This window comes from Leclercia sp. S52 (assembly GCF_039727615.1).
GTDB lineage: Bacteria > Pseudomonadota > Gammaproteobacteria > Enterobacterales > Enterobacteriaceae > Enterobacter > Enterobacter adecarboxylatus_B.
Genome location: NZ_CP152474.1, coordinates 1,818,158 through 1,841,846, shown reverse-complemented (window position 1 = coordinate 1,841,846; position 23,689 = coordinate 1,818,158). Strand labels below are relative to the sequence as shown.

General features: G+C 55.7%; 20 protein-coding genes and 2 pseudogenes. 4 read left to right on the top strand and 18 right to left on the bottom strand.

Translation table 11 applies throughout. The features are described 5' to 3' along the window. Nucleotides 1-5: 5 nt before the first annotated feature. Nucleotides 6-380, bottom strand: coding sequence for a YcfL family protein (locus AAHB66_RS08745; RefSeq protein ID WP_347115906.1), 375 nt, complete (start codon nt 378-380; stop codon nt 6-8). A gap of 1 nt (nt 381) precedes the next feature. Further along, nucleotides 382-741, bottom strand: coding sequence for a purine nucleoside phosphoramidase (hinT, locus tag AAHB66_RS08740; protein WP_146145498.1), 360 nt, complete (start codon nt 739-741; stop codon nt 382-384). Nucleotides 742-1,095: 354 nt separating this feature from the next. On the opposite strand from hinT, the gene fhuE reads away from it, so the two are divergent. After that, nucleotides 1,096-3,282 carry a ferric-rhodotorulic acid/ferric-coprogen receptor FhuE gene (fhuE, locus tag AAHB66_RS08735; RefSeq protein WP_347115905.1) on the top strand — a complete coding sequence of 729 codons (2,187 nt, stop codon included), beginning with the start codon at nt 1,096-1,098 and terminating at the stop codon, nt 3,280-3,282. Nucleotides 3,283-3,467: 185 nt separating this feature from the next. On the opposite strand, the gene ptsG is transcribed toward fhuE, so the two are convergent. From ptsG to yceD, 14 genes and pseudogenes are all read right to left on the bottom strand, one after another. Next, on the bottom strand, nt 3,468-4,901 hold the full coding sequence (gene ptsG, locus AAHB66_RS08730) for a PTS glucose transporter subunit IIBC (RefSeq protein ID WP_347115904.1): 1,434 nt from the start codon (nt 4,899-4,901) through the stop codon (nt 3,468-3,470). Between the two features lie 298 nt (nt 4,902-5,199). Next, nucleotides 5,200-5,994 carry a metal-dependent hydrolase gene (locus AAHB66_RS08725; protein WP_347115903.1) on the bottom strand — a complete coding sequence of 265 codons (795 nt, stop codon included), beginning with the start codon at nt 5,992-5,994 and terminating at the stop codon, nt 5,200-5,202. Between the two features lie 10 nt (nt 5,995-6,004). Beyond that, nucleotides 6,005-7,009 (bottom strand): DNA polymerase III subunit delta', encoded by a 1,005-nt coding sequence (gene holB, locus AAHB66_RS08720; RefSeq protein WP_347115902.1) that lies wholly within the window; start codon nt 7,007-7,009, stop codon nt 6,005-6,007. Further along, nucleotides 7,006-7,647 (bottom strand): dTMP kinase, encoded by a 642-nt coding sequence (gene tmk, locus AAHB66_RS08715; protein WP_347115901.1) that lies wholly within the window; start codon nt 7,645-7,647, stop codon nt 7,006-7,008. The genes holB and tmk overlap by 4 nt, the downstream gene beginning before the upstream one ends. Continuing rightward, on the bottom strand, nt 7,637-8,659 hold the full coding sequence (gene yceG / locus AAHB66_RS08710) for a cell division protein YceG (RefSeq protein ID WP_347115900.1): 1,023 nt from the start codon (nt 8,657-8,659) through the stop codon (nt 7,637-7,639). The genes tmk and yceG overlap by 11 nt, the downstream gene beginning before the upstream one ends. Before the next feature lie 2 nt (nt 8,660-8,661). Continuing rightward, nucleotides 8,662-9,472: pseudogene (pabC, locus tag AAHB66_RS08705) on the bottom strand (aminodeoxychorismate lyase). 144 nt (nt 9,473-9,616) lie between these two features. Beyond that, nucleotides 9,617-10,858: a beta-ketoacyl-ACP synthase II gene (gene fabF, locus AAHB66_RS08700; protein WP_347115899.1), complete on the bottom strand. Its 1,242-nt coding sequence runs from the start codon at nt 10,856-10,858 to the stop codon at nt 9,617-9,619. Between the two features lie 92 nt (nt 10,859-10,950). Beyond that, nucleotides 10,951-11,187, bottom strand: coding sequence for an acyl carrier protein (gene acpP / locus AAHB66_RS08695; RefSeq protein ID WP_003857954.1), 237 nt, complete (start codon nt 11,185-11,187; stop codon nt 10,951-10,953). A 154-nt stretch (nt 11,188-11,341) separates the two neighbouring features. Further along, on the bottom strand, nt 11,342-12,076 hold the full coding sequence (fabG, locus tag AAHB66_RS08690; RefSeq protein WP_032617552.1) for a 3-oxoacyl-ACP reductase FabG: 735 nt from the start codon (nt 12,074-12,076) through the stop codon (nt 11,342-11,344). Nucleotides 12,077-12,089: 13 nt separating this feature from the next. Beyond that, nucleotides 12,090-13,019, bottom strand: coding sequence for an ACP S-malonyltransferase (gene fabD / locus AAHB66_RS08685; protein WP_347115898.1), 930 nt, complete (start codon nt 13,017-13,019; stop codon nt 12,090-12,092). Nucleotides 13,020-13,034: 15 nt separating this feature from the next. Further along, nucleotides 13,035-13,988: a beta-ketoacyl-ACP synthase III gene (locus AAHB66_RS08680; RefSeq protein ID WP_347115897.1), complete on the bottom strand. Its 954-nt coding sequence runs from the start codon at nt 13,986-13,988 to the stop codon at nt 13,035-13,037. A gap of 6 nt (nt 13,989-13,994) precedes the next feature. Continuing rightward, nucleotides 13,995-15,030: pseudogene (gene plsX, locus AAHB66_RS08675) on the bottom strand (phosphate acyltransferase PlsX). Nucleotides 15,031-15,109: 79 nt separating this feature from the next. Beyond that, nucleotides 15,110-15,283 carry a 50S ribosomal protein L32 gene (gene rpmF, locus AAHB66_RS08670; RefSeq protein ID WP_003857964.1) on the bottom strand — a complete coding sequence of 58 codons (174 nt, stop codon included), beginning with the start codon at nt 15,281-15,283 and terminating at the stop codon, nt 15,110-15,112. Nucleotides 15,284-15,299: 16 nt separating this feature from the next. Beyond that, the gene (yceD, locus tag AAHB66_RS08665; RefSeq protein WP_142489077.1) at nt 15,300-15,821 is read right to left on the bottom strand and encodes a 23S rRNA accumulation protein YceD; all 522 of its coding nucleotides are present in this window, start codon (nt 15,819-15,821) and stop codon (nt 15,300-15,302) included. Between the two features lie 141 nt (nt 15,822-15,962). Between yceD and AAHB66_RS08660 the strand changes: the two genes are divergently transcribed. Next, a complete protein-coding gene (locus AAHB66_RS08660) occupies nt 15,963-16,547 on the top strand; it encodes a nucleoside triphosphate pyrophosphatase (RefSeq protein WP_142489076.1) in 585 nt (194 codons plus the stop codon). A 74-nt stretch (nt 16,548-16,621) separates the two neighbouring features. On the opposite strand, the gene rluC is transcribed toward AAHB66_RS08660, so the two are convergent. Next, entirely contained in the window at nt 16,622-17,569 is a 948-nt protein-coding gene (gene rluC / locus AAHB66_RS08655) for a 23S rRNA pseudouridine(955/2504/2580) synthase RluC (RefSeq protein WP_142489075.1), read from the bottom strand. A 571-nt stretch (nt 17,570-18,140) separates the two neighbouring features. Between rluC and rne the strand changes: the two genes are divergently transcribed. Then, entirely contained in the window at nt 18,141-21,323 is a 3,183-nt protein-coding gene (gene rne / locus AAHB66_RS08650) for a ribonuclease E (RefSeq protein WP_347115896.1), read from the top strand. 40 nt (nt 21,324-21,363) lie between these two features. Here the strand turns inward: rne and AAHB66_RS08645 are convergent, their stop codons facing one another. Further along, nucleotides 21,364-22,302 (bottom strand): LysR family transcriptional regulator, encoded by a 939-nt coding sequence (locus AAHB66_RS08645; protein WP_347115895.1) that lies wholly within the window; start codon nt 22,300-22,302, stop codon nt 21,364-21,366. A 109-nt stretch (nt 22,303-22,411) separates the two neighbouring features. Between AAHB66_RS08645 and AAHB66_RS08640 the strand changes: the two genes are divergently transcribed. Then, a complete protein-coding gene (locus AAHB66_RS08640; RefSeq protein WP_347115894.1) occupies nt 22,412-23,626 on the top strand; it encodes an MFS transporter in 1,215 nt (404 codons plus the stop codon). Nucleotides 23,627-23,689: the final 63 nt, after the last annotated feature.

Genomic DNA, 23,689 nt, shown 5'->3' with positions numbered 1-23,689 from the left:
ACCCCTTAGAGATAGAGATAAAGTCTGACCTTATGGGCACCCAGATAGTTGGCGCTGCCGTAGAGCGTAACCGACGAATTCGCCGGAATAGTCACGCTGCGCGGCGCCTCAAGCGGGTGCATTTCCAGGCCTCTGGCGTCATACCAGAAAAAACGGTAATGGACGGTAACGGACTCTTGTCTTTCATTAAACAGCGTGGAGGAGGCAGACGGCTGAATTTCGCTGATGGTCAGCGACGGTTTTTCAGCGGTAATGCCCGCCGCCAGCACAGAAGACTCCATCACTAATGTTTGCTCATCATTGACGGGGATCGCGGGCTGAGATTTACATCCCGCCAGCACTACCATCATCAACAGCATCGCAATCCGTCCACCGGGCATCTTAAAGACCTTTATGCGCAAGCATCGGCCCCAGCGGACGACCGCCGAGCAGATGCATATGAATATGATAAACTTCCTGACCACCGTGGCGGTTACAGTTCATGATCAAACGGTAACCATCCTCGGCCACGCCTTCCTGCTCAGCAATTTTCGCTGCTACTGTCAGCATACGGCCTAATGCCAGTTCATGCTCAGTTTTCACGTCATTTACCGTCGGAATCAGAATATTAGGAATAATAAGGATGTGGGTCGGTGCCTGCGGGGAGATGTCGCGGAAAGCGGTAACCAGTTCATCCTGATAGACGATATCCGCCGGGATCTCGCGGCGGATAATTTTACTGAAAATGGTTTCTTCAGCCATGAGGTTTTCCTTATTCATTAATCTGGCGACGTGCCCGGAGACAACACGCTCGGTGCAGGCGCATAATTATGTGATACGACTCAAGAGTATGAGCGACTTTCTCCAGTTCTTTCAACCTTATCCCTCGAATTCCTTCCTTATAGCGCAATTTATACGCAGCCGTTCACCGCGCCCTGCCCTGAAATCTTAAAACATAATTTCATATACGGCTGAAACCCTTGTTTACAGGTTTAATCACAATGCGTATATTTCGCATTTGCATTTACATGCGCATTTTATACATAGAAAACGACCTCAGACTGTGCTTACGGAACTGGGGCATAACATTCACACTTCACTCAGAAAGGTTTGTTGATGTCTTTCATGAATTATACCAGGGACGGGCAACGCCAGCCTGTCACTAAACCCTCGCTGCTCGCAGCCTGCATTGCTTTCGCATTAACACCCGTCGCCAGCTTCGCCGCCCCGACCGAAGAGACGGTGATTGTTGATGGTTCATCGCAGCCGGACGCCGCTGATGAAAGCCAGGACTACAGCGTAAAAACCACGACCGTGGGCACCAAAATGCAGATGATCCAACGTGACATTCCGCAGTCGGTCACGATCGTCAGCGAACAACGCATGGAAGACCAACAGCTGCAGACCTTGGGCGACGTGATGGACAGCACGATGGGGATCAGCAAAAGCACCACTGACTCCGATCGCAGCAATTTCTACTCCCGCGGTTTTGAAATCGACAACTACATGGTTGATGGCATCCCAACCTACTTTGAGTCGCGCTGGAATCTGGGTGATTCTCAGTCTGACACCGCGCTGTTTGAGCGGGTTGAAGTCGTGCGCGGCGCTAACGGCCTGATGACCGGGACAGGCAACCCGTCTGCGGCGATCAATATGGTGCGTAAGCATGCCACCAGCCGCGAGTTCAAGGCCAATCTGTCGGCGGAATACGGTAGCTGGAACAAACAACGCTACGTGATGGACATGCAAAGTCCGCTAACCGAAGACGGCAATGTGCGCAGCCGCATCGTGGCGGGTTATCAGGACAGCGACTCCTGGCTCGACAAATACAATCAGAAGCGGACCTTCTTCTCCGGGATTCTGGACGCCGATCTGGGCACCAGCACTTCGTTGTCCGCGGGCTACGAATACCAGCGTATCGACATCAACAACCAGACGTGGGGTGGGTTGCCGCGCTGGAACACCGATGGCAGCACCAAACATTACGATCGCGCGCACAGCACCTCACCCGACTGGGCTTACAACGACAAAGAGTTCAATAAGGTCTTCTTCACCCTGAAGCAGCGCTTTGCCGACGACTGGCAGGCCACCCTGAATGCCACCCATACCGAAGCGAAATTCGACAGCAAAGCGATGTACATCGATGCCTTTGTGAATAAGAGCACCGGCATGCTGGAAGGCCCCTATGCGAACTATGGTCCGGGCTATGATTATATTGGCGGCACCGGCTGGAACAGCGGCAAGCGTAAAGTAGACGCAGTGGATCTGTTTGCGGATGGTGGTTACGAGCTGCTGGGCCGCCAGCACACCATGATGATTGGTGGCAGCTTCAGTCGTCAGACCAACCGTTACACCAACTCATGGGCCAACGTCTATCCGGATGAGTTCGGCAGCTTCTACGACTATAACGGTAACTTCCCGGAAACCAACTGGGGATCGCAGTCGCTGGCTCAGGATGACACCACCAATATGAAATCGCTGTACGCCGCGACGCGCATTTCACTGGCCGATCCTTTGCATTTAATTCTTGGGGCCCGTTATACCAACTGGAGTGTTGACACCCTGGCCTACGGCATGGAGAAAAACCACACCACGCCGTACGCGGGTCTGGTTTACGACATCAATGACAACTGGTCTGCCTATGCCAGCTATACCTCTATCTTCCAGCCGCAGAACTACCGCGACAGCTCGGGCAAATATCTTGATCCGATCACCGGGAATAACTATGAAGCGGGCCTTAAATCCGACTGGATGAACAGCCGTCTGACCACCACCCTCTCCGTATTCCGCATTGAGCAGGATAACCTGGGACAAAGCACCGGCCGGACGATTCAGGGGTCCACGGATACGGCTTACGAGAGCGTAGACGGTACCGTGAGTAAAGGCGTTGAGTTTGAAATCAACGGCGCGCTGACGGATAACTGGCAGATGACCTTCGGTGCAACGCGTTACGTTGCCGAAGATAACGACGGCAAGGCGGTGAACCCGCAGCTGCCGCGTACTACCGTAAAACTGTTTACCAGCTACCGTCTGCCGGCCATGCCTGAGCTGACCGTCGGTGGCGGCGTTAACTGGCAAAACAGCGTCTACACCTACCAGGACACGCCTTACGGCACCTGGCGCGCATCGCAGGGCAGCTACGCGCTGGTGGACCTCTTCACCCGTTACCAGGTGACGAAGAACTTCTCCCTGCAGGGCAATCTGAATAACCTCTTCGATAAGACTTACGACACCAACGTTGAAGGCGAAATCGTGTATGGCGAACCACGCAACGTGAGCGTGACCGCAAGCTATCAGTTCTGATAAATCATCAGACGTCTAAGGGAGCCAAATGGCTCCCTTTTTTGTGCCGGGTGGCGCTACGCTTACCCGGCCTACGGTCTGAGCTTTTGTAGGCAGGGTAAGGCGCAGCCGCCACCCGGCATTTCACAAACCATAGATATAAAAAAGGCAGCCATTCGGCTGCCTTAGTCTCCCCAGGTCACAACTTAGTTGCTGCGGATGTACTCATCCATTTCGGTTTTCAGGTTATCGGATTTAGTACCGAAGATAGCCTGTACACCGGAACCTGCAACAACTACGCCAGCTGCGCCCAGTTTTTTCAGACCCGGCTGGTCAACTTTCGCGATATCAGCAACGCTCACACGCAGACGAGTGATACACGCGTCCAGGTTAGTGATGTTCTCTTTACCACCGAACGCTGCAACCAGTGCCGGAGCCATTTCGCTGGTCGCGCCAGCTTTAACGTCATCAGATGCATCTTCACGACCCGGAGTTTTCAGGTCCAGTGCTTTGATCAGCACGCGGAAGATGGTGTAGTACGCAACCGCGTAGCACGCACCCACGATTGGGAACAGCCACAGCTTGCTGCTGTTACCTGACAGAACGATAAAGTCGATCAGACCGTGCGAGAAGGAAGTCCCGTCACGCATACCCAGCAGGATACAGATTGGGAACGCCAGGCCAGCCAGAATCGCGTGAATAACGTACAGGATCGGCGCAACGAACATGAAGGAGAACTCGATCGGCTCGGTGATACCGGTCAGGAACGAGGTCAGCGCTGCGGAGATCATGATACCGCCCACTTTTGCACGGTTCTCTGGTTTAGCAGAGTGCCAGATTGCAATCGCAGCAGCCGGCAGGCCGTACATTTTGAACAGGAAGCCGCCAGACAGTTTGCCTGCAGTTGGGTCGCCTGCCATATAGCGTGGGATATCGCCGTGGAAGACCTGACCTGCTGCGTTGGTGAACTCGCCGATCTGCATCTGGAAAGGAACGTTCCAGATATGGTGCAGACCAAACGGCACCAGGCAACGCTCGATGAAGCCATAGATACCGAACGCCAGTACCGGGTTCTGGTAAGCAGCCCACTGGGAGAAGGTCTGGATCGCGGAACCAATCGGTGGCCAGATGAAGGAGAGGATCACACCCGTGAAGATCGCCGCCAGACCAGAGATGATTGGAACAAAACGCTTACCTGCAAAGAAGCCCAGGTACTCAGGGAGCTTGATGCGATAGAAGCGGTTAAACATATACGCCGCAATAGCACCCGAGATGATACCGCCCAGAACACCGGTGTCAGCCAGGTGTTTAGCAGCGATCTCTTCCGGTGGTAAGTGCAGCACCAGAGGTGCAACCACAGCCATGGTTTTAACCATGATGCCGTAGGCAACTACAGAGGCCAGTGCAGATACGCCGTCGTTATTGGTGAAGCCAAGCGCAACGCCGATGGCGAAGATCAGTGGCATGTTACCGAAGACAGAACCGCCCGCTTCGGCCATCACATGAGAAACTACGGCTGGCAGCCAGCTGAAGTTTGCAGAACCGACGCCCAGCAGGATACCTGCGATAGGCAGTACGGATACCGGCAGCATCAGCGATTTACCGACCTTCTGCAGGTTAGCAAATGCATTCTTAAACATAATTGAGAGTGCTCCTGAGTATTTGTGCTTTTTTTACGTTTTCACGCATTGGCCCGGGGGGGAGAACCGTGCCGTGGACAGGACATCTAAGCGCCCTTTATTTATTACACAGAGTAAAATAAATCCGCGTATCTTTGTTTGACGGCTATCACGTTTCAGCGCAGGGCAGCTGAAAAACTTTCAGATTTTTACAAAACAAATTGCCAGATGTTTCTAAAAAGGTCTTCACCGCCCCCACATGGGCGGTGAACTTTACTCGTTTTGGCTATTAATTACGAGCCATAAAAAAATAGATTAATCAGGCAGATTGCAGGCGGGAGGGATCGATGTGAAACAGGCTGGCAAAGTTGTCGGTGGTAATGCGTGCCAGTTCTTCAACATCGACGCCTTTTAATACGGCCATGTACTCGGCCACATCCCGTACCATCGCGGGCTGATTTTCTTTACCACGATGCGGTACCGGTGCCAGATAAGGGGAATCTGTTTCCACCAGCAGACGATCGAGCGGCACGTAGCGCGCGGCATCACGAAGCTGCTCGGCGTTACGGAACGTCACGATCCCGGAAAACGAGATATAAAAACCCATATCCAGCAGCTTGCCCGCTGTTTCTCTGTCTTCTGTGAAACAGTGTAGTACGCCGCCGCAATCCGTCACGTTTTCTTCTTTCAGGATCGCCAGTGTATCGGCGCGCGCGTCGCGGGTATGAACGATCACGGGTTTATTCAGCTCCCGGCCAATACGGATATGGTCGCGGAAAGATTCCTGCTGGCGGGCTTTGGTTTCCGGGGTGTAGAAATAATCCAGCCCGGTTTCCCCCATCGCCACCACACCCTCTTCCGCCGCCAGACGGCGTAGATCTTCGACGTCGTACGCTTCATCCTGGTTGAGCGGATGCACGCCGCAGGAGAACACGACGTTGTCGCGCACCCCCACCAGCTCGCGCATGGTTTTGTAGCCAGGTAACGTCGTGGCGACCGCCAGACAAAATTTCACATCGCGGGCGGCGGCTTTTGCCAGCACGTCATCGACGTTTTTATGCAGGGATTGATAATCCAGGCCATCGAGATGGCAGTGTGAGTCGACTAAAAACATAATGTGTCTCTCAGAAAGAGGATACAGGCAGCGTCGTGCCCGGTTGCAGGTAATGCTCGATAGTGAGTAACAGGTCGGTAAGGACAAGCTCCCGATTCAGCCCCGTTACGCTGAGTAGTTGTTCGCGACACTGGCAGACATCATGAAGGATAGCCCGCAATGCCACACCCGGCAGGTGTTGTGCCAGGCGATTAACCAACGGCCAGGCATCGACATTGCTGAGCAGGGTCGCTCCCTGCTGAATTTTAAGGGCATCCAGCAGCAGGGCTGCCAGCCAGTGCAGACGATTGGGCGCCTGCTCATGGTTCAGGACCGGCAGCAGGCTCAGCCAGTCGCCGCTGTCCGGCACCGCATTAAGCGCCTGACAGAGTTGTTCCCGTTGCGTCTGGACGTTGGGCTGCAGCAGATCCAGCGCCGCGGCCGGTGCCCCACCACACAGACGTAGCGCGCTCAGCGCCGCCTCTTGTGACGTTGTCACTTCCCGTGCCAGCCAGCTGATGGCCCAGGCCTCCTGCGGCACGCTGAGATGGTGGAGACGACAACGGCTACGCAGGGTCGCCAGCAGCCGTCCCGGTTCGCGGCAGGCCATCAGGAACCAGGTATTTTCCGGCGGCTCTTCGAGGGTTTTTAACAGCGCGTTGGCCGCGGCCTCGGTAAGCTGGGCGGCATCCTTCAACCAGACCACTTTGGCCCCGCCAAGCCGCGCGCGCTCGTAAAGCTTTTCGCTCACCGCGCGCACCGCATCGATGCCCAGCGTGGTCTTGCCCTTCTCCGGCTCCAGCGCGTAATAGTCCGGGTGCGTTTCCGCCTGCATCAGCTGACAGCTGCGGCACTGACCGCAGCTTTTGTGCCCCTGCGGCTGCTGGCACATCAGAAAACGGCTGATGGCGTAGATCAGCGCCTCATCGCCCATGCCCGGCAGCGACTGGATCAGTAACGCATGATGCCCCCGACCGGACTGATAGCTGTTCACCAGCTGTTCAAAGTGCGGGCGCAACCATGGGTACCATTTCATGCCTGTTGTTCCTTCAGCCAGTCGATGACCGTCTGGCGAATGTCATTCATCACATCCTCCAGCGGTTGGGTTGCATTGATGGTGCGGATCGAACTGTCCTGGGCGGCCAGCTCAAGGTAACGGGCACGGGTACGGTTAAAGAAGTCCAGCGACTCCTGCTCGATACGATCCAGTTCGCCGCGGGCGCGGGCGCGTTTCAGGCCCACTTCCGGCGTCACGTCGAGATAGAGCGTCAGGTTCGGACGGAAATCACCGAGAACCGCATCGCGCAGCGTGCCGAGCATCCGCTGGTCAATACCGCGTCCGCCGCCCTGGTACGCCTGGGTAGAGAGATCGTGGCGATCGCCAATCACCCAGCATCCTCGCGCCAGCGCAGGTTTAATAACGGTTTCAACCAGCTGGACGCGTGCGGCATAGAACATCATCACTTCGGCTTTATCGGTAATGACTTCATCCCCGACCGATTTAATGTCCAGGACCAGGCTGCGCAGTTTTTCAGCCAGCTGGGTGCCGCCCGGTTCGCGGGTGAAGATCATCTCTTCGATACCACACTGTTTGAGCGTCTCGACCACCACGTCACGTGCGGTCGTTTTCCCGGCGCCTTCCAGCCCCTCAATGACGATGTAATTACTGCGCATTTTTTTCCTTAAGTGCCTTCAGATAGTCCTGGACGGAACGATTATGACTGGCAAGATTGGTGTTAAAAGTATGTCCACCCTTTCCGTCTGCGACGAAATAGAGATACGGCGTTTTAGCCGGATGCGCGGCGGCATTCAACGATGCCTGACCCGGCGTGGCAATCGGCCCCGGGGGTAAACCGCTAATGACATAGGTATTATAATCGGTTGGGGTTTCCAGGTCTTTACGCGAAATTTTGCCCTTATAGTTCTCACCCATCCCGTAAATCACGGTCGGATCGGTCTGCAGACGCATGCCGATGCGCAGGCGATTGATAAATACCGAGGCGACCTGATCCCGCTCACTGGCGACTGCCGTCTCTTTCTCGACAATCGAGGCCATGGTGACAAACTGGTTCTGATCTTTATACGGCAGGTTCTCCATCCGCCCTTCCCAGGCTTTATCCACCGCCTCAACCATCTTTTTATGCGCGCGTTGTAGCAACGCCACATCCGTGGTACCTGCGGTGTACATCCAGGTATCCGGCCAGAACCAGCCTTCGACCCACTTGGGATGCTCAAACTTCAGGGCCTCAGCGACGGTGGCATAGCTGTCGTCCTGCAGGGTGTGTTTGATATAAGGGGCTTCGCGGAGCTGTTTCAGGTAGTCGCTCAGGCGCATCCCTTCCACGAAACGCAGCGGGAACTGGGCCTCTTTACCGCTTTCAAGCAGCTGCAGCATCTCTTTAACGGTCATCCCCGGCGTAAAGCGGTAGGTACCCGCCTTGAAATGCGACAGCTCCGGCTGCACACGTAATAACCACTGGAACACCCGTGGGCGGTTAATGATCTTCTCACCATACAGCTGCTCGCCCAGCGCCAGCCGTCCGGTGCCCGGTTTCAGAGTAAAGATCGTCTCTTCGGCGATCAGAATTTGACTGCCCGCCAGCTGGCGAACTTTCCACATCCCCACGCCAGCAGCAATGCCCAGCACGACAAGGATGAGGAGAATAAAGCGCAACATTTTCTTCATGACTATCTGCTTTGCTCACACAGAGGGGCTAAAAATGCGTACAACTCACGCGATGAAAAACGTTGAGAATCATACTGACGAACCGGCACGATGGGCATAAGCGCATTGCAGACCAGCATCTCGTCTGCCTCAGCCAGCGCAGCCTCGCGGGCCTGCACTTCGACCACGTGATAGCCGGAGTGTGCCAGCTGCTGCAGACAAAACTGGCGCATCAGACCGTTGACGCCTGCCTGATCCAGTTTTGGGGTGAAAACGTCCCTCCCCTGTCGCCAGAATAAATTCGCCGCACAGCATTCCGTAATGAACCCTTCGCTGTCAAGAACCAGCGCCTCGTCGGCATCGGTCTGTTCGAGATGCGTGCGGATCAGCACCTGTTCAAGCCGGTTGAGATGTTTTATCCCGGCCAGCTGCGGGTTACGTCCCAGACGTACCGGGCTTAAGGCCAGCGCAATCCCCTCACGACGCCAGCCATCATAATGAGCGGGATACGCCGACACCGAGAGAAGTCGAACCGGATGCAGGCAGTTCGCCGCGCTGTATCCTCTGCCGCCGCTTCCCCGGCTGATAATGACCTTCAGCACGCCACGGTCATTCCCCCCGGGCGAGCTCAACCATTTCACGCTTTAACTCGGCCCATGCCACATAGGGGATAAGCAGTTTTTCACAGGCGTTCTGCAAGCGTTGCAGATGGGCATCCAGCAGACAGACCTGGCCCGCAGCAATGCGTGCCGTCGTGAAGCAGCCGTCACCAAACTGAATAGCCCTGTCGCTCGCTGGCAGCGTTTCCTGGGGTATGCCATTGATCAAGAACATGATGGCTCCTTTTAAATGGTCGAATAGTCTGGCAGGAAGGCGAGCCGCGGACAAGGGAATAAAACCGAATAAAAAAAGGCCCGACAAGCGGACCTTTTTTTATCAATGTGCCGGGAAGGCGATAGACCGTCCCGACTGTCAGCCTCAGACCTTTTTAAAGATCAGAGAGCCGTTGGTGCCGCCAAAGCCGAAGGAGTTACACAGGGTGTACTCCAGACCGCTGACCTGACGTGCTTCGTGCGGAACGAAGTCCAGATCGCAACCATCATCCGGATTATCCAGGTTGATAGTCGGCGGAACAGCCTGATCGCGCAGCGCAAGGATGGAGTAGATTGATTCTACTGCACCCGCCGCACCCAACAGGTGGCCGGTCATGGATTTGGTCGAGCTGACCATCACGCGGCGGGATGCATCGCCAAACACAGACTTCACGGCCTGCGCTTCAGCTTTATCGCCTGCTGGCGTGGAAGTACCGTGCGCGTTCACATAGCCAATCTGGCCCGGTTCGATACCCGCATCGCGGATCGCGTTAACCATTGCCAGCGCAGCACCTGCCCCGTCTTCCGGCGGAGAGGTCATGTGGTAAGCGTCGCTGCTCATGCCGAAACCAATGATCTCTGCATAGATTTTCGCGCCGCGTTTCTTCGCATGCTCGTACTCTTCCAGCACGACCATACCCGCACCGTCACCCAGCACAAAACCATCACGGTCTTTATCCCACGGACGGCTTGCCGCCTGAGGATTTTCGTTGCGGGTAGAGAGAGCACGCGCTGCGCCGAAGCCGCCTACACCCAGTGGGGTGCTGGCTTTTTCTGCACCGCCTGCAACCATCGCATCGGCATCGCCATAGGCGATAATACGCGCCGCCTGGCCGATGTTATGCACACCGGACGTACAGGCAGTGGCAATCGAGATGCTTGGGCCACGCAGGCCAAACATGATGGTCAGGTGACCTGCCACCATGTTAACAATCGTTGACGGAACGAAGAACGGGCTAATTTTACGTGGACCACCATTTACCAGAGAGGTATGGTTTTCCTCGATCAGGCCAAGACCGCCAATCCCGGAGCCAATAGCGGCGCCAATACGGGTTGCGTTCTCTTCCGTAATTTCAAGGCCAGAATCCTGCATGGCCTGAACGCCAGCGACAATTCCATATTGAATGAAGGCATCCATCTTGCGCTGTTCTTTGCGCGAGATGATCTCTTCACAGTTAAAATCCTTTACTAAGCCAGCAAATTTCGTTGCATAGGCGCTAGTATCGAAATGGTCGATTAGGCTGATGCCACTCTGACCGGCAAGGAGAGCGTTCCAGGTAGACTCTACGGTATTGCCGACAGGAGATAACATGCCAAGTCCGGTCACAACTACACGACGCTTAGACACGCTTGTCCTCCAGGGAGGGATAAAAAAAGAAAATCGAGGGACTACAAAAGAAAAAAACACAGGCGGTCGAATGACCGCCTGGAGATGCTCACTTACGCCTGGTGACCGTTGATGTAATCAATGGCAGCCTGAACGGTGGTGATTTTCTCAGCTTCTTCGTCCGGAATCTCAGTATCAAACTCTTCTTCCAGAGCCATTACCAGCTCAACGGTGTCAAGAGAATCTGCGCCCAGGTCTTCAACGAAGGAAGCGGAGTTCACAACTTCTTCCTGCTTAACGCCCAGCTGTTCGCCGATAATTTTCTTAACGCGTTCTTCGATAGTGCTCATACTCTTAAATTTCCTATCAAAACTCGCTTTCGCGATGGTTTTCGTAGTGTATAAAATGTTGAAAAATTTGCAACTAAATCCCGGCAGGTCTTACCACGATTTTACGTTATTTTGAGGCCATTCGCCCTAATAACGCAAATATTTTCTATCGTGATTAAACCATATACATCCCGCCATTGACGTGGAGAGTTTCACCAGTGATGTAACTCGCTTCGTCAGAGGCTAAAAATGCAACCGCGCTGGCGATTTCTTTAGGGTCGCCTAAACGACCCGCTGGAACTGCCGCCAGCGTACCCGCACGCTGCTCATCGGTCAGCGCACGCGTCATGTCCGTTTCAATAAAGCCCGGAGCAACAACGTTTACAGTAATCCCGCGGGACGCAACTTCGCGTGCCAGCGACTTACTGAAACCGATCAGACCTGCTTTCGCCGCAGCGTAGTTAGCCTGACCAGCATTTCCCATGGTACCAACCACAGAACCGATAGTGATAATACGCCCATGACGCTTCTTCATCATAGCTCGCATTACCGCTTTTGACAGACGGAACACAGATGACAGGTTGGTTTCGAGAATATCGCTCCACTCGTCATCTTTCATTCGCATCAATAAGTTGTCGCGAGTGATTCCGGCATTATTGACCAGAATATCCACTTCGCCAAATTCTGCGCGAATATTTCCCAGAACAGATTCGATAGATGCAGGATCGGTCACATTCAACATCAGACCTTTACCGTTCGCACCCAGGTACTCACTGATGGCCTGCGCGCCGCTTTCGCTGGTCGCGGTGCCGATCACTTTCGCGCCGCGCGCGACGAGGGTTTCAGCGATAGCACGGCCAATACCGCGGCTTGCACCAGTGACCAGTGCGATTTTTCCTTCAAAACTCATGGTATTCCTCTTCTTACTGCGCGAGTGCCGCTGACAGTGCTTCCGGCTCATTAATGGCCGACGCGGTCAGGGTATCAACAATACGTTTGGTCAGACCGGTGAGGACTTTACCCGGGCCCACTTCATACAGGTGCTCAACGCCCTGGGATGCCATAAACTCAACGGTTTTCGTCCACTGAACCGGGCTGTACAGCTGGCGTACCAGCGCATGGCGGATAGCCTCTGGCGCGGTTTCACACTGCACATCAACGTTATTCACCACCGCAATAGTCGGTGCGTTGAAGGTGATTTTTTCCAGCTCTACCGCCAGCTTCTCGGCAGCAGGCTTCATCAGCGCGCAGTGTGACGGCACGCTCACCGGCAGCGGCAGCGCACGTTTGGCGCCAGCAGCTTTACAGGCTGCGCCTGCACGTTCAACCGCTTCTTTATGACCGGCGATAACCACCTGGCCCGGCGAGTTGAAGTTTACTGGAGAAACGACCTGACCTTCTGCAGATTCTTCACAGGCTTTGGCAATGGAAGCATCATCCAGACCAATAATGGCCGACATGCCGCCCGTGCCTTCCGGCACCGCTTCCTGCATAAATTTGCCGCGCAGTTCAACCAGACGCACGGCATCAGCAAACGCAATCACCCCGGCGCAAACCAGTGCAGAGTATTCGCCCAGGCTGTGACCGGCCAGCAGCGCTGGCGTTTTGCCGCCCTGCTGCTGCCATACGCGCCACAGTGCGACCGATGCGGTCAGCAGTGCAGGCTGGGTCTGCCAGGTTTTATTCAGCTCTTCAGCAGGCCCTTGCTGGGTCAGCGCCCAAAGATCGTAGCCCAGGGCATCCGATGCTTCACGGAAGGTCTCTTCGATGACCGGATACTGCTCCGCTAAGCCGGACAACATTCCAACGGCCTGGGAACCCTGGCCGGGGAATACAAAAGCAAATTGCGTCATTTTTTTATCCTTATACTAGAAACGAACCAGCGCAGAACCCCAGGTGAAACCGCCCCCGAAGGCTTCGAGCAAGACCAGTTGGCCTCGTTGAATTCGTCCATCGCGCACCGCTTCGTCAAACGCGCAGGGCACGGATGCTGCAGACGTGTTGCCATGACGATCCAGCGTCACCACAACGTTATCCATAGACATGCCGAGTTTTTTCGCCGTGGCGCTGATAATACGCAGGTTCGCCTGATGCGGCACCAGCCAGTCGAGGGCGGAACGCTCCAGATTGTTCGCTTCCAGCGTCTCGTCAACGATGTGCGCCAGCTCGGTTACCGCCACTTTGAAGACTTCGTTACCGGCCATGGTCAGGTAGATGCCATTGTCCGGGTTAACACGATCGGCGTTTGGCAGCGTCAACAGTTCGCCATAGCTACCGTCTGCATGCAGATGCGTCGAGATGATGCCCGGCTCTTCAGATTGTCCTAACAGGACAGCCCCTGCACCATCACCAAAAATAATGATCGTTCCGCGATCGGTAGGATCGCAGGTACGCGCCAGCACGTCAGCACCGATCACCAGCGCATTTTTAACAGCGCCAGATTTCACGTATTGATCGGCAATGCTCAGTGCATAGGTAAAGCCTGCGCACGCAGCAGCAACGTCAAACGCCGGGCAGCCTTTAATGCCCAGCATGTTCTGAACCTGGCACGCAGCGCTTGGGAAGGCATGGGTCGCAGAGGTCGTCGCAACGATAATCAGGCCAATGTCGTTTTTATCGACACCCGCCATTTCCAGCGCGCGCTGGGCAGCTTCATAGCCCATGGTGGAAACTGTTTCATCTGGCGCGGCAATACGACGTTCGCGGATACCTGTACGCGTGACGATCCACTCGTCAGACGTATCTACCATTTTTTCCAGATCGGCGTTGGTTCGCACTTGCTTTGGCAGATAGCTGCCGGTACCTAAAATCTTCGTATACATGTACGCTCAGTCACTTTTTGCTAATACAGATCCCAGGCGAGCGGCAATCCGCTGTGGGACTTGTCGCTGCACCGCCTGCACTGCCTGTTCAATCGCGACGGCAAACGCTCGCTGATTGGCCGCACCGTGACTCTTAATCACAATGCCGCGCAATCCTAACAGACAGGCGCCATTATACTGGTCGGGGTTGAGGTGACTGAATCGCCGCGCCAGGCTCTTTTGTAACCAACGCTTTAATAAAATCAGCCACCATGACCGTTTTTTACCCTCTCCCTGCGATTTAAGCAGAGAAAGAAACATTCTCACCACCCCTTCCATGGTTTTTAATGTAACGTTTCCTGTAAACCCGTCACACACCAGTACATCCGTTTTTCCGGTCAATAATTCGTTGGCTTCGAGATATCCAATATAGTTGATGGATGGCTCGTTTTTTAGCCGCTCGGCCGCCTCACGGATGCTGTCGAGACCTTTGGTCTCTTCCTCACCAATATTCAGTAAAGCAACGCGGGGATGAGAAATACCCACCACTTCCTCTGCCAGCACCGAGCCCATGACGGCAAACTGCGCCAGCATAACACTGTCGCAGTCGACGTTGGCACCTAAATCCAGCACCACCGTTTTGCCCTTCTGCTGATGCGGCAGTACCGTCACCAGCGCCGGGCGCTCAATCCCCTCAAGGGGTTTGAGCAGTAATTTTGCCAGCCCCATCAGCGCGCCGGTATTGCCGGCGCTGACGCACGCCTGCGCGCGCCCTTCTTTTACCAGCTCCAGCGCAATGCGCATTGAGCTTCCGCGACTGCTGCGGATCGCCTGTGAGGCCCGGACATCACTGGCAATAACTGACTGGGCAGGAATAATCTGCAGACGTGAACGTTGTTCGAAGTCAGCTTTTGCAAGTAATGGCGTGATTGTGTCGGGATTGCCGACTAAAAGGAGAGTGAGTTGCGAATTAGAGTTCAGTGCCTGCAATGCTGCAGGCACTGTCACGGAAGGGCCAAAATCGCCCCCCCATGACATCTAACGCCAGGGTTAGACGTGTCAAGGTATCGTCGCAGCCTGGTTCGGTATATCCCCGTTTGCACGGGGAAACCCTCACTAAGCCTAATCACGCAAACGCGTGATTACTTAGTGATAACCTTGCGGCCGCGGTAGAAACCGTCAGCAGTGATGTGGTGACGCAGGTGTTTCTCACCAGAAGTCTTGTCTACAGACAGGCTGGTAACTGCGGTCAGCGCGTCATGGGAACGACGCATGCCACGTTTGGAACGGGTTGGTTTATTCTGTTGTACGGCCATGGACCTTACTCCTTAATTACTTACGCTTTAAACTGGCTAATACGGCAAATGGGTTTGGTTTTTGCGCTTCATCAGGCAGTTCCCCAAAGACCATGTCCGCCTCGGACACTTCACAGTGTTCAGAATCATGCACCGGAACTACAGGCAAGGTGAGGATGATTTCATCTTCAACCAGCGCCAGCAGATCGATTTCACCGAATTCGTTAACCTCAATCGGCTCATACGCTTCCGGGAGTGCTTCAGCCTGTTCGTCTGAACGAACCGGACTAAAACAATATGTTGTGTGAACATGAAGTGGGAACGGTTTCCCGCAACGCTGACATTCGAGCGTGACCGACACCTTTGCATCACCGGTAATAACGGCGAGGCGCTGGGGATCGATCTCAAACGACATGGAGCATTCCACATCACTGTCCACACTGACTACGGATTCGGCGACACGCTCAGCCTGATCACGAGTATAGATACCTTCGTAATCAAGGCGTTTTTGAGCCGTACGAACCGGATCAAGAGTCAGGGGTAATTTTACCTTTTGCATAGGGCGCGCATATTAACTTTGTAACGTCATAGAGTCAAAGAAAAAGGCAACCTCAGGCTGCCTTTTGCCATTTATTCGCACACATTGCGGCCCGTAGTTTAAAATGGCTGGCATCGATACGCTATATCTGGTGAAAAAAATATGCCAAATCTCATTCTCGCCTCCACGTCACCCTACCGCCGCGTGTTGCTGGAAAAGCTGGGCGTCCCCTTCGAATGCGCCGCGCCGAACGTGGATGAAACCCCACAGCCCGGTGAATCGCCACGCCATCTGGTGGTCCGTCTGGCTCAGGAAAAGGCGAAAAGTCTGGCAGCGCGATTTCCTGACCATCTAATTATAGGTTCCGATCAGGTTTGCGTCCTGGATGGAATGATTACCGGTAAACCGCACACCGAAGAGAACGCCCGCCAGCAGCTGCTGAAAGCGCGCGGCAGTATCGTCACCTTCTACACCGGCCTGGCCCTTTATAATTCGTCTACGGGCCATTTACAGACCGAATGCGAGCCCTTTGACGTGCACTTCCGCCATCTCAGCGAGCAGGAAATTGACGACTACGTGCGAAAAGAGCGGCCGCTAAACTGCGCGGGCAGCTTTAAAAGCGAGGGGCTGGGAATTGCATTGTTTGACAGGCTGGACGGGCGCGACCCGAACACGCTGGTGGGATTACCGCTGATTGCGCTGTGCCAGATGCTGCGCCGGGAGCATTATAACCCGCTGATGGCGTAATTTATGCCGGGTGGCGCTGCGCTTACCCGGCCTACACGTTCGTAGGCCCGTGCAAGCGCAGCGCCGCCGGGCAATTAACCGCGCAGAACTTTCAGACAGCGCTTCAGCTGCTCGTCCAGCGGGGCTTCGATACGCATCACCTCGCCAGTACCCGGGTGGGTAAACTTCAGCGCGGCGGCATGCAGGAACAGACGCGATAAGCCCGTTCCGGCCAGCTGTTTATCAAACTCGCGATCGCCATAGCGATCGTCAAAGGCGATAGGATGGCCCGCATGCTGCGTGTGAACGCGGATCTGGTGGGTTCGTCCGGTCACCGGGCTGCAGCGCACGAGGGTGGCAAATTCGTAACGCTCTTCCACCTTAAACCGGGTTTCAGACGGTTTACCTTCCTGGCTTACGCGAACGATACGCTCACCGCTTTGCAGAATGTTTTTCAGCAGCGGCGCCTGCACCACTTTGACATGGGACTGCCACTGTCCGCGCACCAGCGCGAGATAATCCTTCTGCATCCCTTTCTCGCGCAGCTGCTCATGCAGCGAACGCAGCGCCGAACGCTTTTTGGCGACCAGCAGAACGCCGGAGGTGTCGCGGTCTAGGCGATGTACCAGCTCAAGGAAGCGGGCTTCCGGGCGCAGCGCGCGCAAACCTTCAATCACCCCGAAGCTCAACCCGCTGCCGCCATGTACGGCTGTACCAGAGGGTTTGTTGAGCACCAGAATATGATCGTCTTCATATAAAATCACATTCGTCAGCGCGGCGACCTTATTCAGATGCGGCGACACCGCCTCTTCTTCACGTTCGGCGACGCGCACTGGCGGGATGCGCACTTCATCACCCGCTTCAAGTTTGTATTCAGGTTTGATGCGCTTTTTATTTACCCGCACCTCACCCTTTCGCAGGATGCGATAAATCATGCTCTTTGGCACACCCTTCAGTTGGGTGCGCAAAAAGTTGTCAATGCGTTGCCCCGCTTCATCTTCGGTGATGGCAACCATTTTTACGGCTGGAGTCTCTGTTTTCATGGGGGGCGATTCTAATTATCACCAGCCATTAGCGCCACTCATTTTTCTATGCTTATATTTACCTTTACCCGGTCAGGGTTTCGTTCACGCAATCGATTTGGTGGTTATTAAACCAATCATCCGAAAGAAGTGAAGAAACTGTGAGTAACCGGGTGATAATTGGCAAAAGTCATCTTGCTATAACCCGGTTAGCAATGGAATAATGCTGCTGTTTTCCGTGTTAAATCCTGGTTAAGTAAGGATATCGACGGAATGACCAATTTTGTCTGACCGATCATCCACGCAGCAATGGCGTAAGACGTATTGATCTTTCAGACAGTTAGCGGGCTGCGGGTTGCAGTACTTACCGGTAAATGGAATCTTCTCTGGAGAGTTTTACCCAGGCTATTCCCCTGATAATCGCGCTGTATTTCCGTATGAAATACAGGCAACCGACACTTTGCGCCTCTTAAGCGAGCGACAACCGTGAGGTTGGCGACGTGAATAGACACGAGGCCATCGGTTCATACCCCGGAAAGCGTCACCTTGCCCGCAGCTTAGTCGTCAATGTAAGAATAATGAGTAAGTTACGATGAAAAGAATGTTAATCAACGCAACTCAGCAAGAAGAGTTGCGTGTCGCCCTTGTGGATGGGCAGCGTCTGTACGATCTGGATATCGAAAGTCCTGGACACGAACAGAAAAAAGCGAACATTTACAAAGGCAAAATCACCCGTATTGAACCTAGCCTCGAAGCCGCATTTGTTGACTACGGTGCCGAGCGTCATGGTTTCCTCCCCCTCAAAGAGATCGCTCGCGAGTACTTCCCTTCCAACTATAACGCCCATGGCCGCCCGAACATCAAAGATGTGCTGCGTGAAGGCCAGGAAGTTATCGTTCAGATCGATAAAGAAGAGCGTGGCAACAAAGGCGCTGCGCTGACCACCTTTATCAGTCTCGCAGGCAGCTATCTGGTACTGATGCCAAACAACCCGCGTGCGGGTGGTATCTCTCGTCGGATTGAAGGCGACGATCGTACCGAGCTGAAAGAAGCGCTGGCCAGTCTTGAACTGCCAGACGGCATGGGCCTGATTGTTCGTACCGCAGGCGTAGGCAAATCTGCCGAAGCGCTGCAGTGGGACCTCGGCTTCCGCCTGAAGCATTGGGAAGCGATTCAGAAAGCTGCTGAAAGCCGCCCTGCTCCATTCCTGATCCACCAGGAAAGCAACGTCATCGTGCGTGCCTTCCGTGATTACCTGCGTCAGGACATCGGTGAAATTCTGATTGATAACCCGAAAGTGCTTGAGCTGGCTCGCCAGCACATTGCCGCGCTGGGTCGTCCTGATTTCACCAGCAAAATTAAACTGTACACCGGTGAAATCCCGCTGTTCAGCCACTACCAGATCGAATCGCAGATTGAATCGGCCTTCCAGCGTGAAGTTCGTCTGCCTTCCGGTGGTTCTATCGTTATCGACAGCACCGAGGCGCTGACCGCTATCGACATCAACTCCGCGCGTGCAACCCGCGGCGGCGATATCGAAGAAACCGCGTTCAACACCAACCTCGAAGCGGCCGATGAGATTGCGCGTCAGCTGCGTCTGCGTGACCTGGGCGGCCTGATCGTTATCGACTTTATCGATATGACGCCAGTACGCCACCAGCGCGCGGTGGAAAACCGTCTGCGTGAAGCGGTGCGTCAGGATCGTGCGCGTATCCAGATCAGCCACATCTCCCGTTTTGGCCTGCTGGAGATGTCCCGTCAGCGTCTGAGCCCGTCCCTCGGTGAATCCAGCCACCACGTCTGCCCACGCTGTAGCGGCACCGGCACCGTGCGTGACAATGAATCGCTGGCGCTCTCAATTCTGCGTCTGATTGAAGAAGAAGCGCTGAAAGAGAACACCAAAGAAGTCCACGCCATTGTGCCTGTGCCGGTCGCCTCCTACCTGCTGAACGAAAAACGTGCCGCGGTAAGCGCAATCGAAGCCCGTCTGAGCGGCGTACGCTGCGTGATCGTGCCTAACGACCAGATGCAAACCCCGCACTACTCTGTACTGCGCGTGCGCAAAGGCGAAGAGACATCCACCCTGAGCTACATGCTGCCGAAGCTGCATGAAGAGGAGATGGCTCTGCCTTCTGACGAAGAGTACGCCGAGCGTAAGCTTCCGGAACAGCCAGCTCTGGCAGCGTTTGTGATGCCAGAAGCACCACCTGCGCCAGCGCAGGAGGCCGTGGTAGCCAAACCGGCAGCCGCTAAACCTGCGGCAGAAGTCAGCCAGCCTGCTGAACAGCCTGGTTTGCTGAGCCGCTTCTTCAGCGCGCTGAAGAAAATGTTTGCTGGCGAAGAGCCGCAGCCAGCCCCGGCACCGGTTGAGAAGAAAGAAGAGAAGCAGGAGCGTTCTCCGGATCGTCGTAAACGTCAGAACAACCGTCGTGACCGCAACGAGCGCCGCGATAACCGTTCAGAGAATAACGAAGGTCGTGAAGGCAGCGAAAGCCGTGACAATCGCGAAAGCCGCGATAATCGCGACAACCGCGAAGGCCGTGAGCGCCGCGAAGGTCGTGACGATAACCGTCGCAACCGTCGCGAGAAGCCGCAGCAGAATGCGGAAGATCGTGAAATTCGCCAGCCGGTCAGCGAAGAGGCTGACAAAGGCAGACAGCGTGATGAGCAGCAGCCACGCCGCGAGCGCAACCGTCGTCGTAATGATGACAAGCGCCAGGCGCAGCAGGAAGTTAAAGCGCTGAATCGCGAAGAAGAGACCGTGCAGGATGCCGATCAGGAAGAACGCGTTCAGGTTATGCCGCGCCGTAAGCAGCGTCAGCTGAACCAGAAAGTGCGCTTTGAGTCTCAGACCGAAGAAGCCGCTGTTGAAGCGGTAGCGCCTCAGGTTGAACCGGCCCAGAGCACCGAACTGGCCAAAGTCGACCTGCCTGCGGTTATCGAAAATGCGCCTGAGCAGGAAGAGACCGGCGAAGGTCGTGATAATGCGGGAATGCCGCGTCGTTCACGTCGTTCCCCGCGTCACCTGCGCGTGAGCGGTCAGCGTCGTCGCCGTTATCGTGACGAGCGTTACCCGCTGCAGTCACCGATGCCGCTGGCTATCGCCTGTGCGTCACCAGAAATGGCCTCCGGTAAAGCCTGGATCCGTTATCCGGTTGCGCGTCCTCAGGAGCAGCAATTTGACGAGCAGAACGCGGCTGTCGAAGCGGTAGCCCCGGTAGCGCCAGTCGTTGATGAAGCGATCGTCGAGGCGGCGGCAGTGGTTATCCCTGAGCCACAGGTGGCTGAAGTTGAAACTGCACATCCGGAAGTGATTGCTGCGCCTGTGACTGAACAGCCGCAGATTATCGCGCCTGAAGATGCAGTTGTTGCAGAACAGGTCGTGGAGGAAGCTAAGGCTGCCGATCCGGTTGAAATCACCGAGGAAGCCGTTGAGCCTCAGCCGGTAGTGGAAGTTGAAGTGGAAACTGAAGTTCAACCTGAAGTTGAAATTGAAGTTGAACCTGTTGCTGAAGTTGCTGAAGAGGAACCTGAAGTCGCTGAAGTCAAAGCGCCGGAAGTGAAGCCAGCACCAGCCGCTCAGGTTAACGCGGATCTTCACCACGCCACTGCGCCAATGACCCGCGCTCCGGCTCCGGAATATGTTCCGGAAGCACCGCGTCACAGCGACTGGGTACGCCCGGCGTTTGATTTCGACGGTAAAGGTTCTGCTGGCGGCCACAGCGCCACGCACCAGGCCACCGCGCCTGCCACGCGTCCACAGCCGGCTGAATAAGCCCGCTTAAGCGCAAAAGCCGACCTTCGGGTCGGCTTTTTTATTGCTTCTGCTCAGGCCTGCGCATCCCCGCGATTTCAGGCATCACCTCTCGCATCATCTCCAGAAAGCGGCGCAGACGTGCCGGATAGTAGCGTGACCACGGATAGACCAGATGCACCGGCAACGCGGCCGGCTGCCAGTCGGGCAAAAGGTGCACCAGCCTGCCCTCGCGGATGTCGGCTTCCACCGTCCAGCTTGATACCACCGCCACTCCCAGTCCGGTTAATGCGCTTTTACGCGCCACGTACAGGCTGTCGGTACTCAGCCGGGGTGAGATAGCCACCCGTAGCGGTTGTAGTGCGCCGGCATGGAACAGCTCCACGTGCTGACGATAAAAGGTATTGAGTGCCACCCAGGGCAGCGCAGAGAGATCCTCCGGCTTATCTACCGGGGCATGGCGAGCGAGCAACTCCGGCAAGGCAACGATACTGCGCGGAACCTCGGCCAGTAATACCGACACCGTGGCGGGATCTATTTCTGCTCCCACCCGGATGGCGCAGTCGATATTATCGCTCAGGAAATCAGCCGAGCGGTCATTAAGCATCCACTCCACATTGAGGCGCGGATAGCGCAGCAGAAACGCCGTCAACGGCTCCAGCAGCTGTTCCTGCCCGAAGGCGTGGGGAGCGCGAACGCGAAGCACACCGACGGGTTCATCTTCCGTCTGCCCGACCTCATCTTCCAGCGCATGCCAGCTGTCGATCACCCGTCGGGCATGCTGGTAGCAGCGCTCCCCGTCATCGGTCAGCTTCATGGCATGGGTGGTGCGCAGGATCAGGCGCACGCCGAGCAGCGTCTCCAGCGATTGCAGGCGACGGCTGACGGTAGCCTGCGTGGTCCCCATCTGCACAGCGGCGGCAGAAAGGGAGCCTGTCTCGATGATGCGCACAAAGGTTCGCATCAGTTCGACCCTGTCTATACGCTCTGAACGCTTCATGATTTATCCGGTTATACGTTACACGTATAAGTGTTTTAACACTGCGCCTGCTACCACCGCAAGCCGGGCTGGTAAAGAATAGCGACACACCCGAAATGAGGAACTGCATATGAACACCAGCACCTTAACCCCAGCCGTCAGCCGTTGGGTCATTTTTATCCTCGCCATTGGCGCAGGATTCAGCGTCGCTTCAATCTATTATGCCCAGCCGCTGCTGCCGCTGATGGGTGCCGATCTGCATCTCAGCATTGAAGGGATGGGGATGGTGCCCACGCTCACCCAGGCAGGCTACGCGCTGGGGATCCTCTTCCTTCTGCCGCTGGGCGATCGCTATGACCGTCGCACCCTGATAGTGGTTAAAAGTATCGCTCTGGCGGGGCTGCTGCTGGCCTGTAGCCTGACGGGGCAGATCCACTCCCTGCTGCTGGTCAGCCTGTTGATCGGGATGGCGGCCACCATGGCGCAGGATATCGTTCCGGCGGCGGCTATTCTTGCTCCGGCAGGTAAACAGGGGAAAACCGTTGGGACGGTGATGACCGGTCTGTTGCTGGGGATCCTGCTCTCCCGGACGGTGAGTGGCGTGGTGGGTGAAGCCTTCGGCTGGCGCGTGATGTATCAGCTGGCGGCAGTCAGCATTGCGATCCTTGCCGCCGTGATGTGGTTAATTTTGCCCCGCTTCACGGTTCCGTCGAATCTGCGTTATCCGGAGCTGATGCGTTCGATGGCGCACCTGTGGCGTCGCTATCCGGCGCTGCGTCGTGCCGCACTGGCGCAGGGCTTCCTCTCTATCGCCTTCAGCGCCTTCTGGTCTACCCTGGCGGTGATGCTGATGGAACACTATCAGCTGGGCAGCGCGGTCGCCGGTGGATATGGCATTGCCGGTGCCGCAGGCGCTCTGGCAGCCCCGCTGGCAGGCGGTCTGGCCGACAAACTCGGTGCGGGTAAAGTCACCCAGCTTGGTGCCGCGCTGGTGACCGTCTCCTTCGCCCTGATGTTCCTGATGCCCGCTCTCGGCGTACAGGGCCAGTTAGTCCTGATTGCGGTCTCCGCGGTAGGCTTTGATCTCGGCCTGCAGTCAAGCCTGGTCGCCCACCAGAATCTGGTGTACGGTCTGGAGCCGCAGGCACGTGGTCGTCTGAACGCCCTGCTCTTCACCGGCGTGTTTATCGGCATGGCACTGGGTTCAGCGCTCGGTAGTCAGCTGTATACGATGGCAGGCTGGCCGGGTGTGGTTGCCCTGGCGACGGTTACGGCAGCCATCGCGCTGGTCATCCGTCTGGCAGAAAGCGCCCGCACCAGCAGCCCGGTCATGCAGAATTCCTGATAAAAAAAAGCCCAATCCGCGAGAACGGATTGGGCATACAGAACATAACCAGTTTCAAGCCAT